Origin of the sequence: Clostridium frigoris, from assembly GCF_018861865.1 — a bacterium.
GTDB classification, from domain to species: Bacteria; Bacillota; Clostridia; order Clostridiales; family Clostridiaceae; genus Clostridium_AD; species Clostridium_AD frigoris.
The window spans coordinates 40,290-54,205 of the sequence record NZ_JAHLDV010000019.1 but is presented as its reverse complement, the minus strand read 5'-3'; the positions used below and the strand labels follow the sequence as shown (position 1 = coordinate 54,205).

14 protein-coding genes are annotated in these 13,916 nt (G+C 30.4%); 5 read left to right on the top strand and 9 right to left on the bottom strand.

All coding sequences use genetic code 11. From position 1 onward, the window contains the following. Positions 1 to 290: 290 nt before the first annotated feature. A complete protein-coding gene (locus tag KPL37_RS10060; protein WP_216148891.1) occupies positions 291 to 569 on the top strand; it encodes a hypothetical protein in 279 nt (92 codons plus the stop codon). A gap of 34 nt (positions 570 to 603) precedes the next feature. Next, positions 604 to 2,013 carry a glycoside hydrolase family 1 protein gene (locus KPL37_RS10055; protein ID WP_216148888.1) on the top strand — a complete coding sequence of 470 codons (1,410 nt, stop codon included), beginning with the start codon at positions 604 to 606 and terminating at the stop codon, positions 2,011 to 2,013. 144 nt (positions 2,014 to 2,157) lie between these two features. Here KPL37_RS10055 and KPL37_RS10050 read toward each other — a convergent pair whose 3' ends face one another. From KPL37_RS10050 to KPL37_RS10035, 4 genes are all read right to left on the bottom strand, one after another. Continuing rightward, positions 2,158 to 2,706, bottom strand: a complete 549-nt coding sequence (locus tag KPL37_RS10050) for a PadR family transcriptional regulator (protein WP_216148885.1) — start codon at positions 2,704 to 2,706, stop codon at positions 2,158 to 2,160. A 22-nt stretch (positions 2,707 to 2,728) separates the two neighbouring features. After that, complete coding sequence (locus KPL37_RS10045; RefSeq protein ID WP_216148882.1) at positions 2,729 to 3,157, bottom strand: GNAT family N-acetyltransferase; 429 nt, start codon at positions 3,155 to 3,157, stop codon at positions 2,729 to 2,731. Positions 3,158 to 3,188: 31 nt separating this feature from the next. Further along, on the bottom strand, positions 3,189 to 3,638 hold the full coding sequence (locus tag KPL37_RS10040; protein ID WP_216148879.1) for a MarR family winged helix-turn-helix transcriptional regulator: 450 nt from the start codon (positions 3,636 to 3,638) through the stop codon (positions 3,189 to 3,191). A 400-nt stretch (positions 3,639 to 4,038) separates the two neighbouring features. Beyond that, positions 4,039 to 4,581: a phenolic acid decarboxylase gene (locus tag KPL37_RS10035; protein ID WP_216148876.1), complete on the bottom strand. Its 543-nt coding sequence runs from the start codon at positions 4,579 to 4,581 to the stop codon at positions 4,039 to 4,041. Between the two features lie 118 nt (positions 4,582 to 4,699). Between KPL37_RS10035 and KPL37_RS10030 the strand changes: the two genes are divergently transcribed. The 3 genes from KPL37_RS10030 (at position 4,700) to KPL37_RS10020 (ending at position 9,222) form a co-directional block, all read left to right on the top strand. After that, a complete protein-coding gene (locus KPL37_RS10030) occupies positions 4,700 to 5,251 on the top strand; it encodes a PadR family transcriptional regulator (RefSeq protein ID WP_216148873.1) in 552 nt (183 codons plus the stop codon). A 360-nt stretch (positions 5,252 to 5,611) separates the two neighbouring features. After that, positions 5,612 to 7,612 (top strand): oxidoreductase, encoded by a 2,001-nt coding sequence (locus KPL37_RS10025; RefSeq protein WP_216148870.1) that lies wholly within the window; start codon positions 5,612 to 5,614, stop codon positions 7,610 to 7,612. A 215-nt stretch (positions 7,613 to 7,827) separates the two neighbouring features. Next, positions 7,828 to 9,222 carry a L,D-transpeptidase family protein gene (locus KPL37_RS10020; protein WP_216148867.1) on the top strand — a complete coding sequence of 465 codons (1,395 nt, stop codon included), beginning with the start codon at positions 7,828 to 7,830 and terminating at the stop codon, positions 9,220 to 9,222. Between the two features lie 118 nt (positions 9,223 to 9,340). Here KPL37_RS10020 and asnB read toward each other — a convergent pair whose 3' ends face one another. From asnB to KPL37_RS09995, 5 genes are all read right to left on the bottom strand, one after another. Continuing rightward, positions 9,341 to 10,930 carry an asparagine synthase B gene (gene asnB, locus KPL37_RS10015; protein WP_216148863.1) on the bottom strand — a complete coding sequence of 530 codons (1,590 nt, stop codon included), beginning with the start codon at positions 10,928 to 10,930 and terminating at the stop codon, positions 9,341 to 9,343. Between the two features lie 382 nt (positions 10,931 to 11,312). After that, positions 11,313 to 11,618: a hypothetical protein gene (locus tag KPL37_RS10010; RefSeq protein WP_216148860.1), complete on the bottom strand. Its 306-nt coding sequence runs from the start codon at positions 11,616 to 11,618 to the stop codon at positions 11,313 to 11,315. A gap of 16 nt (positions 11,619 to 11,634) precedes the next feature. Next, a complete protein-coding gene (locus tag KPL37_RS10005) occupies positions 11,635 to 11,955 on the bottom strand; it encodes a hypothetical protein (protein ID WP_216148857.1) in 321 nt (106 codons plus the stop codon). A 14-nt stretch (positions 11,956 to 11,969) separates the two neighbouring features. Next, a complete protein-coding gene (locus tag KPL37_RS10000; protein ID WP_216148855.1) occupies positions 11,970 to 12,134 on the bottom strand; it encodes a hypothetical protein in 165 nt (54 codons plus the stop codon). A gap of 27 nt (positions 12,135 to 12,161) precedes the next feature. Then, complete coding sequence (locus KPL37_RS09995; RefSeq protein WP_216148852.1) at positions 12,162 to 13,895, bottom strand: motility associated factor glycosyltransferase family protein; 1,734 nt, start codon at positions 13,893 to 13,895, stop codon at positions 12,162 to 12,164. Positions 13,896 to 13,916 lie beyond the last annotated feature (21 nt).

Here is a 13,916-nt window from a genome sequence, read left to right as displayed (position 1 = left end):
CCCGGTAAAGGAGCCAATACTGACATCCGCCTCTTGGATAGACTGAACGAAGGAATTTAGGACATAGATCCTGTGAGACATGGAAGGGTAAGTTACCAGAGATAATGCGGACATCCGTCGTAGCCATAATTTAACAAAAAAGCAGAGCTCTATTTAAGTCATCCACCTATGCCCATATAAATACAATAATTCAATATATAACAAGAAAGTTTCTTTTTGAAATGATGAGATTTTAAGAATGAGTGAGATATCAAGAGTAATTTATAATAAAGAGAGGAAGATGTAATTAAATGAAATTATTTAAATTAACTGTGACAGGAAATGATAAAGAATTTTCAATAAATTATACTGCATCATCTAATTTCCTTGATTATAGTGACTGCGAATTTATTGGAAATCAACAAGAAAAATATGAAATGTTTTTAGTAGACCTACAAAAGAGTGGTGGACCACAACCTATACATATTAAGGTTAAAATGACTACTCAAATCGTAGACAGGGCCTTTTCAAAAAATGATTTGTTAAAAACTAAAGATGTTAATGACTTTATAAAGAAATTAAGCAGATAGTTGTGCTAATTCAAAAATGAAGGGTGGGATTTGTATGTATCACAAAACAATTAAACCATTCCCAAAGGATTTCCTTTGGGGAGCATCAACCTCAGCTTATCAAGTAGAAGGGGCATGGAATGAAGATGGGAAGGGACCATCGGTTATGGATATGGGAAATCATCCTAAAAATACTGCGGATTTTAAAGTAACTAGTGATCATTATCACCATTACAAAGAGGACATCGCATTACTTGCTGAGATGGGATTTAAAGTGTATCGTTTTTCAATTGCTTGGACTAGAATTTTTCCAAATGGTACAGGAGAAGTTAACCAGAATGGCATTGAATTTTATAATAACTTAATTAATGAATTATTGGCACATAATATAGAACCTATTATAACAATGTACCATTTTGATTTACCTCAAGCTCTTCAATTAAAGGGTGGTTGGTCCAATAGAGAAACAATTGATGCTTTTGAAAACTATGGAAGGACATTATTTATAAACTATGGTGACAGAGTTAAATATTGGTTAACTATAAATGAACAAAATATGATGATTTTACATGGTTCAGCCCTTGGAATAGTTGCTTCAGATGGAGAAAGTATACAAAAAAAATTATATCAGCAAAATCATCACATGCTACTAGCACAAGCAAAAGTCATGAAACTTTGTCATAAAATGTGCCCAAATGCAAAAATAGGACCAGCACCAAATATTTCAAGCATTTATCCCGCTAGTTCAAAACCAGAGGATGTGTTAGCTGCTAATAACTGGTCATCAATTCGTAACTGGTTATACTTGGATATGGCAGTATTGGGACGTTATAATACAGTAGCATGGAGTTTCATGGAGGAAAAAGGGTGTACCCCAACAATTGAATCTGGTGACATGGAAAGTTTAAGTGGAGCTAAGCCTGATTTTATTGCCTTTAACTACTACTGTACAGCAACCGTAGCTGAAAGTGAAAACGATGCTACAGACAAATCATCTACAGGTGATCAACAAATTGTACTTGGGGAACCTGGAATATATCGTGGAGCTATAAATTCAAATCTTTCTAAAACAGAATTTGGATGGGATATTGATCCAGTAGGATTTCGTCTTACATTACGTGAATTAAATGAAAGATATAATCTACCATTACTAGTAACTGAAAACGGATTAGGAGCCTTTGATAAATTAGAAGAAGGCAACGTTGTCAATGATGATTATCGTATTGACTTTTTGCGTAAACATATTGAGCAAGCACAACTCGCAATTACTGATGGTGTGAAATTAATAGGGTACTGTCCTTGGTCAGCAATAGATCTTGTTAGTACACATCAAGGATTTCAGAAACGTTATGGATTTGTTTATGTTAATAGAGATGAGTTTGATTTGAAAGATTTAGGCCGTATAAGAAAGAAAAGTTTTTACTGGTATAAAAATGTAATTTCAACAAATGGAGGAGAACTTTAGGAGGAATAATATAAGGCTTTTTCTAAAAATTCCCAAATAAACATTAACAAATTGAGAACACAATTTGTTAATGTTCATTTTGAATAGAATAGAGATACATTTTGAGTCCTATCAAACTTTCATTGTTTGATAGGGCTTATTGTTTTATATCTCATTACCATTTTTACAATAATTAATACAATTTTCTAACCATTTAATAGTAGACTTTTCTCGTATAATAGCTCCGTCTAGAACCAGATAATCTCCAAAGACATCACTATTAAGAGGTGGAACGTTATCATAAGGTTCCTTTTGCTCGTATAAAAAGGTAAGCCTTTCATGATGTTTAAGTAATTGATGTTCCAATAAATCAATTCTAGTGTCTACATCTAAATTATTTGAAAAATACATTCTAAGGCGAAAAATATTTTTGGGGGTTGGTTCCATAGGGACATCTTTTTTTAGCCATTTTAAAAATTCTTTTTTACCTTCTTCTGTAATATCATAAACTTTTTTTTCTAATACATCTCCACTAATTTCGATATCATAAACTATAAGTTTTTCTTCGACTAATTTTTTTAATTCTGGATATATCTGGCTGAGTTTTGCACTCCAAAACTCAGCTAATTGAAAATTAAATTCTTTTCCTATGTCATAACCAGTTATAGGCTTTCTATTTATTAATCCTAAAATTGCATATTTAAGAGTCCTCATTAACATACCTCTTCCTTTAGTCTTATGTGTTTTCTTTAGATGTCTTATCTGGAATTACTGTCCATCCAATGGAGTCCCAAAATTCTTCTAAATCAAAAGTGCTACTTTGGGTAAATATAAAACCTGTATTTATTCCAACTTTTTTTAATTCGGATAATGAACGATTTACCATTATTTTGCTTATTCGTCTGATTTCATATTTATCATAAACAGCTATATGGTAAATGAAACCCCGTATTCCATCATGTCCACATAATAGAAAACCAATTATTTTCCCTTCCACTGTACACGCTACTGAACTAACTTCAGGATTTCTTTTTAAGTAGTTCATTAAAACTTCCTTTTTATAAAAATTTTTTGAAACTACAGAATTAGAATCTATGTTCCTTAATTCAAGGACGTATTCTAAATCTGATTCTTCCATAGCCCTAATTATTATTTCAACTTCCATCTAACTCACCTCAGATTAGTCAATTTTATTTCTAATTATTACTGCTGTGTTTTAAATTGTCTATATTTTCATCAATTTGTAAAAAGACCTCATTAAATATTTTCAGCCTCTCGTAAGATATACCTTTGAGAATGTCATTAAATATAACATCTAAAAAAGGCGTTACTTTTTTACAAGTATCTAACCCATCAGCTGTTATATGTATAGCAATTGAACGGCGGTCTTCTTTATTTGGATGCCTTTCAATAAAGTTTTTTCTTTCAAGTATATCAATTATTCTAGTTAAAGTAGATTGATCTTTACTTGAAACCTCGGCTAAATTTTTTTGACTTATTTTGTTTTGTTTAGATAATCGAATTAATACTAACCATTGCTCAGTTGTGATATTAAATTTTTCAAGTTTGTTATTAAGATAATGTATTAGTTTCTTATTAATTTTGTTGGATAACATTCCAATATCTTGATCGTAAGAGTTAAACATATTTTTTCATCTCCATGAAATAGACTTGTCGTATAAATAGTTGGTACAACAAGTAATTATACACTTTTTTATTTTTTTTTCAACAAAACGATATTTAAAAGCCAACTATAGATATCGTATGTATTATATTATCTACTATAGGATTCGGTGGAATTATATATGGTGTTAGTAATATTGGTAGTTTATACACCTATTTAATAGCAGGTCCTATAATTGTTTCGGTTATTTCATTGGTCATATTTGTAATGCGTCAGTTGCACATGAGTGAGCCTATGTTAGATATGCGACCATTTAAAGAATCTATGTTTAGCCTTGGTTGTATCCTTATGTAAAATAGAATTAACACAAAAACCCTATATTAAATTATAGGTGTTTTTGTGTTAATTCTAGGATAGGGGGCTTATTTCTTGATTTTTTTATAGTTCTCATCAAAATATTTGCCATTACGAATATCATCTGTCATCCCTTTATATGGAGTTTCACTGATGACATCATTGTTGTTTTGTCCTGCATCACCCATATAAGTTATGGTTGCAAATTCAGGAACAATATATTTAGGATAGGTTTCATATTTTTCCCTAGCTTCTTCCATTAAATCAATGTGTTCATTTTGATAAGTTACTGTAATTTCTGGATGTTCATGAACCCATTTAGGGAAGAAGATAACGCCATGTAATTTTTTTTCATTTGGCATGAAGTCTAAAGCTACATCTGTACCAGTTGGTTCAGTCCAAGTAATTTTAAATACGCCATCTGTTAATTTTACAATATCTGCTTCTTGGTCTGTTACCCATCTTCCAGCTACCATGCCACCATGGATACGATAATCAACTGTATGGTCATTTTTTGCATACCATTCATATTCCCAGCCATTATCATAAGTATATATAAAATGAGTTCCTAAAAAATCTTGTAAGTCTTTAAATTCTTTCTCTTTTTTCATTGTTTTTCCTCCTTAAAATATAAAAGCAGTATGTATTTATAAACATGTAATTATAAACATGTTTTACTACGAGTATTATGTTATACTTATTATAAAGAGTTGTCAAGGGAGGTTAAGCATGGCTAAAAAAAATATGTTGAAATATATTATTTTAGGACTTTTGGAAAAGAAAGAATTAACAGGATACGATATCAAAAATATTTTTGAAGATGAAATAGGAGAATTTTGGAAAGCTAAACATAGTCAAATCTATCCTGAACTCAAAAAATTAGAAGAACAAAAGTTAATTTGTTTTCGAACTGAAATTGTTGGAAGTAAACTTGAAAAAAAATACTACACCATTACGGGTGACGGGAGAGCAGAACTAGAGGTGTGGATTTCTTCTCCTACACAAGAATTATTGGCAACTAAGGATGAGTTTATTTTAAAGTTGTACTTCATTCGTGGGAAAGAAGATGGAATATTAGAAAAGATGTTTGAGGAACAAATAGTATTGCATGAGGAGAAATTGGAACATTTCAAATTGAGAATGCAGGTTGTTTTTGACTCACAAAAGAAAAAAGAATCAAACTATGGGCACTATCTAATATTAGATCACGCTATTAATCGTGAAGAAGAATACTTATTATGGCTTAAAAATCAGTACGTGCACATAGAAAAAAACGAATAGAGAATTACCACAATGTCTATTTTAAACTATTAAGTATGAAAGCAATTAAATTGGTTTTCTTTTATAATTGAAAGGATAATTCATTATTTAGTGTTATATTGTATATATGAGTAAATGTATACATAACATCCTTTTTAGGATATATTCACTATATTCAAATGCTCATAATCTTTTAATTTTCAATGGTTTAAGTCACATTTTTATAAAAAAGTTCAAGTTTATAATTAAATCATCTCCTGGGTCGCTGCAACAGCTTCGAAGAAGACGCATTAACGACTTCAGAAGGAGAATTACCTTCTGAAATGTGGTTAAAGTGTATCAGGATTTTTAAAACTATATTATAAATAAGGAGGATTGAAAATGAGAAAAAACAAACTGTTTGAAACAATTAAAATTGGTAAGGTTGAAATTAAAAACAAAATTGCAATGGCACCAATGGGAGCTTTTGGTCTAATCTCAGATGATGGTGCATTTAATCAAAGAGCAATTGATTATTATGTGGAAAGAGCAAAAGGTGGAACAGGACTCATAATAACAAGTATAGTTAAAGTAGAAAATGAAATAGATAAAACAATAATGCCAGCTTTTCCGTGTGCAACAGGAAATCCAGCTAAATTTATTCAAACATCTTCAGAACTCACGGAAAGGGTACATGCTTATGGAACAAAAATATTTCTTCAATTGACTATGGGATTTGGAAGAAGTGGATCTCCTATTTTAATGGCAAAACAGCCGGTTTCAGCTTCAGCGATTCCAAATTATTGGGATCCATCTGTGACATGTAGAGAATTATCAACTCAGGAAGTAGAGAAGATAGTTAAAAAGTTTGGTGAAGCAGCTAAAATTGCTAAAGCTTCAGGTTACGATGGAATTGAGGTACATGCGGTACATGAAGGTTATTTGCTAGATCAATTTACACTCGCAATTTTTAATAAAAGGACAGATAAATATGGTGGAGATTTAAGAGGAAGATTAACGCTTCCTATTGAAATATTACATGAAATAAAGAAAAATGCAGGACAAGATTTTCCAGTTGGATTAAGATATAGCATTAAGAGCTGTATAAAAGATTGGAGGCAAGGTGGACTACCGGGTGAGGATTATGAAGAAAAAGGCCGAAATTTAGAAGAGGGACTCGAGGCAGCCAAAATACTAGAGGAAGCTGGATATGATGAATTAAATACTGATGTTGGTACATATGATGCTTGGTATTGGTCTCACCCTCCGATTTACCAAAAACATGGATTGTATTTGCCATTCACTGAGCAATTAAAGAAAGTAGTAAAAATCCCTGTTATTGTTGCAGGTAAATTGGATACGCCTGGCATAGGAGAAAAAGCATTAGAAAACAATCAAGCTGATATGATATCTCTTGGTAGGGGTCTTTTAGCAGATGCATATTGGCCTAGAAAAGTCTTACTTGGACAGGAAGATAGAATTCGTCCTTGTATTGGTTGCCATGACGGATGCCTTGGAAGAGCTTTTGAAAATAAACCACTATCTTGTGCTGTAAACCCGGCTACAGGACGAGAACGATATTATGAAATAAAACCTACTTATAATCCTAAAAATATAATGGTCATTGGTGGTGGTCTTGCTGGTATGGAAGTAGCAAGAATAGCTAAAATGAGAGGTCATAATGTTACAATATATGAAAAAACTAATGATTTGGGAGGACATGTTATTGCCGGATCAAAGCCTGACTTCAAGCTTGATGATAAAAGATTGCTTAAGTGGTACAAAAACGAAATGAAGGTTTTAGATGTTAATTTAATAATGAATATGCAAGTTACAGAAGAGATGATTGATACATTAATGCCGGGTGTAGTGGTTATAGCAACAGGATCTAAGGAAGTAATGTTAAATAAAGTACCTGGGATTAATAAAGAAAAGGTTGCCACAGCTAGTGAAGTACTTAATGGTAAGGCTACAGGTCAAAATGTAATAATGGTAGGTGGAGGACTTGTTGGTTGTGAGACTGCTTTATGGCTTGCTAAGCAAGGTAAAACAGTAACCATAGTAGAAGCTTTTAGTGATATTGTAAGTTCAGGAAAACCTATTCCACATATGAATAAAATAATGTTAATTGATCTATTAAAGATTAATAAGGTAGAGAAAATTACCAGTACCGCTTTGCTTGAAGTAACTGATGAGGGTGCTGTAATAATTAATGATAAATTTGGTAAGAGTGAGATTAAAGCAGATACTGTAGTTTTAGCAGTTGGCTTTAAATCTGAAAGAGAATTGTTTTATAAAATGAATGGTAAAATAGCAGATTTATATATTGTTGGAGATGCAAATAATGCCGCCAATATAATGAATGCTATTTGGACTGGTAATGAAATAGGATTAAATATTTGAAGCAACAACAATTAGATATTTTTTAAGGGTACTCTTTAATAAAGGGTACCCTTATTTCTGCTTGTAATGGATAAAATTTTTATAATCATCATATCTTATTGTTTTATTTGCAAAATTTACATATCTATCTACATATTTAGTTTTAAAATCATGAATCCAAACATATTATAAATTAGTTAACATATTTAAATTTTTGATGAAAGGGACTAATCGGTATGGAGAATGTTGATATAAAAAAGCTTTTTGAAAGTAAGGGTACAGGAAATGTTATTATTTTTATATTTTCAATTTTACTAATATATTTACTTATTTCCTTATACTTTTCTAATCATTTCTTTTTTAATACAGTAATAAATGGAGTAGATGTATCATTAAAATCACATGAAGATACAGCTGATATAATTAAAAGTTATGTTAAAGATTATAAGTTGATGCTCGTAGAAAGAAATGGGAAAACAGAAGAAATAATTGGAAGAGATATAAAAATGGAGTACAATGAAAAAAATAGTATTGATAAAGTTTATTCTAGGAAAAAATGCTATATATGGATAATTTCATTATTTAAGGCTCAAAAATATTATGTTGAGAATTTATTTGTTTACAATAAAGACGATTTAGGAAGCAAGATAAAAGGATTAAACTGTTTAAATACAGATATTATAGAACCTCAAAATGTAGGCTTTAAGTATTCAGTTGGTTACTATAAAGTTATTAAAGAAGTATATGGAAATAAGATAATTAAAGATAAATTATATGAAGATGTAGAAAAAAGCATATTAAAAGGAGGAACAAAATTAGATTTAAATGAAAATCTTTGTTATGAAAATCCAAGGTACACTTTAAGCTCAGATATTACTCTTGAAACTAAAAATTTACTTAATAAGTATGTGAAAGCAAAAATAACTTATAATTTTGGGAGTGAAAAGGTAATATTAGATGGAAATATAATAAATCAGTGGCTTAGTATTGATAAAAATTTAGAAGCAACTATAAGTGAAATAGCAGTTATGAAATATGTTAGAGAATTGAGTAAAAAATATGATACCGTTGGAATAGCAAGAAAGTTTAAAACCTCTATGGGACAAATAGTAGAAGTTAGCGGTGGACTTTATGGCTTTCAAATTAATCGTGATGCTGAAACAGAAGCATTATTAGAAAATATAAGACGTGGTAATGTATTTGAAAAGGAACCTATATATACTAATAAGGCTTTATATAGGGGGGGAAATGAAATAGGCAATACCTATGTAGAAGTTAATATAACAAGACAGCATTTATGGTTTTATAAAAAGGGGAAGCTAATAGCACAAGGTTCTGTAGTAACAGGAAATCCCAATAGAGGGCATTCTACTGTACTTGGAACTTATATGCTTAATTATAAACAAAAGGGGGCAACATTAACTGGACCTGGTTATGAAGCTCCAGTAACTTATTGGATGCCTTTTTTCGGGAATATAGGAATACACGATGCAAGTTGGAGATATTCTTTTGGAGGAGAAATATATAAGAGAAGAGGAACCCATGGATGCATAAATGCTCCAATATATTTAGCTAAAACAATTTTTGATAATATAGAAGAGGGAACTCCAATTATTTGTTATGAAGAATAAAGCTTTAAATATATATTTATTGGGAGATAGTAAATTATAAAGCAATTAAACAATTACAAAAGAGTTTTTACTGAAACTCTTTTGTACTGTACATAGTAAGAATAGAAATAATAAAAATTTATTTACCACTGGCACCATAATTTGATAACATTCTGGCACTAGGATCGTTCACGTTACAACCTTCCCATTCTTTGTTTGGCATCCAAAAGTCTACTATCATTTCTGCTTGTAATGGATAATATTTTTCAAACAATTCTCTGTATAACAATGATTCTTTTGTGAATGGTTTAGAATTATATTTATACTTTTTGCATAGTTTTTCAAATTCTTCATCAGAATAGCAATCCTGTGCATATTCTTTTATATAGTCAACCATAGAATGCCCTACAGCATCGCTAAATGCTGCTTTTTCCCTATATAAAATATTATCTGGTAGATAATCTCCTTCAAATGAATGCCTTAAAAGGTATTTACCCATATTGTATTTGTTTAATTTCTTTTCAGGGTCGATGGACATAACATACTTTACAAAATCTAAATCCCCAAATGGTACTCTTGCTTCTAGAGAATTTGAGCTGATGCAACGGTCTGCACGAAGTACATCGTACATATAAAGCTCACGGATTCTCTTTTGTGATTCCTTTTGAAATTCCTGCGCATTTGGAGCAAAATCAGTATATTTATATCCAAATAACTCATCAGAAATTTCACCTGTTAGAAGTACTCTGACATCAGATATCTCATGTATTTTCTTGCAAATCAAATACATTCCCATACTTGCTCTTATTGTGGTAATATCGTAGGTTCCAAGAAGCTTAATAACCTGTTCAAGTGATCCAAGCACTTCTTCTTTTGTCATATATATAGTGGTATGATCACTATGAATGTAATCTGCAACTTCCTTAGCATATTTAAGGTCAATTGCATCTTCAGTCATACCTATGGCAAAGGTTTTAATTGGTTTTCCAGGATACATTTTTTGAGCAATTGAACATACGAGGGAGCTGTCGAGGCCTCCACTTAATAAGAATCCTACAGGAGCATCAGCATCCATACGTTTTTCTATAGCAGTTACGAATTTATCATGAATTTTGCTGCAGATAACTTCTAAGTCATCCGTGCAATAATCACCCTTAGTTACTGTGATATCGCAGTAGCATGTAAATTTACCATCAGCGTAATAATGGCCTGGTGGGAATGGCATAATATTGTATGTAAGACCAATTAAATTTTTAGCTTCACTTGCAAATATGATTTTACCTGATTCGGAATAACCATAAAAGAGAGGACGTATTCCAATTGGATCTCTTGCTGCTATGAAACTGTTCTTTTTTCCATCGTATATTATAATAGCGAACTCTGCATCTAATTTTGAGAACATATCTAGCCCATATTCATAGTACATTGGAAGTAGTATCTCGCAATCACTATCAGAAATAAACTTATGTCCTTTTTCTATTAGGTCTTTCTTAATTTCACGGAAACCGAAAATTTCACCATTACAGATAGATGCATCTGTATTTCTTGTATATGGCTGCATTCCACTGAAACTTAAATCCATAATAGAAAGTCTTTGAAACCCCAAAATACCAGACGGTAAAGTAAGAATCTCTGTCATATCTGGCCCTCTCGATTCGGTTCTTTGTAGAGCCTCTGCAAATTTATCATGTTTCATGTCTGTTCCTGTATAACACATAATTGTACACATATTAATATTCCCCCTTAATTTTAGATATAAAAAAAAGCCATCATCCTATAAAAATAGGACAAAAGACTTATACTTTCGCGGTACTACTCTTCCCATTAAGGCCTTTATATTGATTATATGATATTTAATTTTGAATTTCTTTCATTTTACTTTGTATTTTATAATTCGTCAATAGTTTTATGAATCATTTCTTTAAAAGAAACTCATTTTTGAAATAAGAAATTTTCTTAGCTGCAAACCTTATAGTAGCTGTAACTTATAAAGATGCAGCAGATACCCTATTTCATTATTTTATATTTACCATATAATTAAAGTTTAGAAGCTGTACACTAGTTTCTAAACTTTAATTATTTTAGTGTAGATTTCGATTTTTCTTATATTTTCACTCATCTCTTAAAGGTTTCATAGTGCACCTATCTCTTAATAAGGGAGGCCAAATGCATAGCTTATAATCAACTCCACATCGCTTAGGGAGACATATACAATATGCTCCGTTACACTTGGATATTGTATAACCTAAATCAGTTGTTCTACAGGGAGTGTAATTATAATCAAGTTTTTCAACTCCAATAATAGCACCAACTATACTTTTTCCGTTTAAATCCACAACCTTCCCAGATAAAATAGCTTGAACTTTTTTATCTGTTAAATCCTGTGGTATTTCTATACAATGCCAGTAATATTTCAATCTATTGCTCCCCATTTTATTGTTTCAAAGGAGAATACACTGTAAATTCATATATCATATATGGTATTGGGATCACCTTAAATTGATATTCACCTTTGTCATCAGTATAGGTGCATCCTAATATTTTTCTTTTATTATCGAAGGGGTCTATTTCAACAACTTTTATTGAGGCACCCACACTTGGTACATTTTTATTAGAATAAACAGTTCCCTTTATAAGCGTACTTTTTTCTACATTCAGAATTAAGTTTAATATATTTTTCTTTCCTGGTTTTAAGGATTTTCCTCGTATTAAAGTACAATTATTATTATTATTATTATTATTATTATTATGCATTTATTTTATAGTAATTACTTTTTATTTTCTTCTTCTGGTTCAGTTATTATAGTTAATGATATACTCTCATCTGAGGCATCCTCTGCTGAAATTACATTGCCTTGAATTTCTTTTCCATTGACTATCATTTTAACAACGGGAATATCTTTGTACACTTTTCCGTCTATTTCCTTTTCCATAATACCCTCCATGTTTTAAAATTCATTTTATTTTATATTATGACTTTCGTTAGATTTTGTTACAGTTTCTATAATTAACTGTTGTACTTCTTTTAACATTTTTTTCATTTCTTTAAAATATAATAGGAAGCATTGGCTTTGATACTTTAAATTTGATGTTAATCTATCATAGTCCTTTGCATACATACTAAACTTTAATTGCTTAATATCAAAAATAAATTTATTAAAATATCCTCCTAAAAATGCATTTTCTGGTGAGACCTCAAAATTATTGATTATTTCAAGGATTTCAAGAAACTTTTGTAGCTCTTCATCATCGTCATCTATGTCAACTAAGGATTTATTGTCATCACATTGGGATAGCTCTATACATAAATTTCCCCCACTCTCTGCGTTACTAGTAGAGAAATCTATATAATCTAAAATACTACTTATTACTGCTTTTGAATCTATATTTATATCTCTAGAGGCTTCAAAACACTCCTTAACGTTATAAAATATATTAAGTTTAAAAACTTCATTTAACTCTAAATGATCAGCTCCAATAATATCAGCTCCATAAGAAGCATTTATATACTTTGTAGTATTTGTTTTTGTATCTGTTTCAATATATTCTTCTAATTTTTTCCTAAACTGATTTAATGTTGCAGTAGTTTTAATATCATTTCCATATACATCTTTTACAATAGTAGCTGCCATAAGGTTTAAGTTGTTATCTATTTTAAAAGTTGCTGATTGTGAATGATGCTTATTATAGGTATATGCAAGATCTTGTCCTACTAAAATTATTGGATTGCACCCTAAAGTACGAGCTATATCCACACAGGTATGTGCGACTGATCCTCCAAGGTACGTACCCTTTAAGGTATTAAGTTCTTCTATAATTTTTGAAAGTAATGTTGATAAATATATTTTTTCTCCTTTATAATCTTTAAGGATTTTTCTATTACTATATTCATAGAAAACCAAAGGTGTATCACAATCTAAATATTCCTTCATCATTTCATAATTATCGTCTATTGGATCAATTGATACTAAAAGATCTGGTTTTATTCCATTTTCTAAAAGAGTCTTTAAGGTTCTACTCCCAGCTACAACGATAGACTTTTCAACTAACTCCTTATTCTTAACCATATCATCTATATTTTTTTCTAATGAAGGTCCTGCTGACACAATAAAGGCGGGTACATTCTTGTTCTTTCCCTCAAAGCTATTTATACCAGTGGACTGATTTATAATATCCAAATTACATATTAAATTTTTAATAAAAACCTCTCTAAATCTATTAGAAATAGTTATACTAGACGATGCAGTATGGAAGGCACAATCTAAAGTCTCTATAAAGAAATTATATTCTTCCTCATATATTTCACTATAATTACCAAATGCGTGTACATATAAATTATTAAAACTTGAGGAATTTATAAAGGAATATAATTGACTTTTAATTTTATCTTCTTCGAAGAAAACAAGTGCTACCTTTTCATTAGATATTTTCTTATTTTTTAAAAAAATTTCTTTATTAGGTTCAAAAATTACTACTTTATTTTTATCACACATTAGCTTATATAAATCATTAAGGTATTCTCCCGTATCAAGACCAAATATAATGATAATGGAATCAAATCTTAAGTCAGATACATTTTTTATCAGGTTATCTATATCTTCTTGATAATTTCCTCGATTCCCTAAAAAGTAGTCAACATTATCCTTTTTTATTTTAGAGACATAATGACCATCTAATGTTTTATATCTTCTCATAAATTTCCCCTTTTTATATAA

Bases quoted from the DNA above. Each gene is read 5' to 3' on its own strand.
- KPL37_RS10050 (WP_216148885.1), bottom strand. From the start codon at position 2,706: ATGAGGACTCTTAAATATGCAATTTTAGGATTAATAAATAGAAAGCCT.
- KPL37_RS10045 (WP_216148882.1), bottom strand. From the start codon at position 3,157: ATGGAAGTTGAAATAATAATTAGGGCTATGGAAGAATCAGATTTAGAA.
- KPL37_RS10025 (WP_216148870.1), top strand. From the start codon at position 5,612: ATGAGAAAAAACAAACTGTTTGAAACAATTAAAATTGGTAAGGTTGAA.
- KPL37_RS10035 (WP_216148876.1), bottom strand. From the start codon at position 4,581: ATGAAAAAAGAGAAAGAATTTAAAGACTTACAAGATTTTTTAGGAACT.
- KPL37_RS10020 (WP_216148867.1), top strand. From the start codon at position 7,828: ATGGAGAATGTTGATATAAAAAAGCTTTTTGAAAGTAAGGGTACAGGA.
- KPL37_RS10060 (WP_216148891.1), top strand. From the start codon at position 291: ATGAAATTATTTAAATTAACTGTGACAGGAAATGATAAAGAATTTTCA.
- KPL37_RS10005 (WP_216148857.1), bottom strand. From the start codon at position 11,955: ATGCATAATAATAATAATAATAATAATAATAATAATTGTACTTTAATA.
- KPL37_RS10055 (WP_216148888.1), top strand. From the start codon at position 604: ATGTATCACAAAACAATTAAACCATTCCCAAAGGATTTCCTTTGGGGA.
- KPL37_RS09995 (WP_216148852.1), bottom strand. From the start codon at position 13,895: ATGAGAAGATATAAAACATTAGATGGTCATTATGTCTCTAAAATAAAA.
- KPL37_RS10000 (WP_216148855.1), bottom strand. From the start codon at position 12,134: ATGGAAAAGGAAATAGACGGAAAAGTGTACAAAGATATTCCCGTTGTT.
- asnB (WP_216148863.1), bottom strand. From the start codon at position 10,930: ATGTGTACAATTATGTGTTATACAGGAACAGACATGAAACATGATAAA.
- KPL37_RS10030 (WP_216148873.1), top strand. From the start codon at position 4,700: ATGGCTAAAAAAAATATGTTGAAATATATTATTTTAGGACTTTTGGAA.
- KPL37_RS10040 (WP_216148879.1), bottom strand. From the start codon at position 3,638: ATGTTTAACTCTTACGATCAAGATATTGGAATGTTATCCAACAAAATT.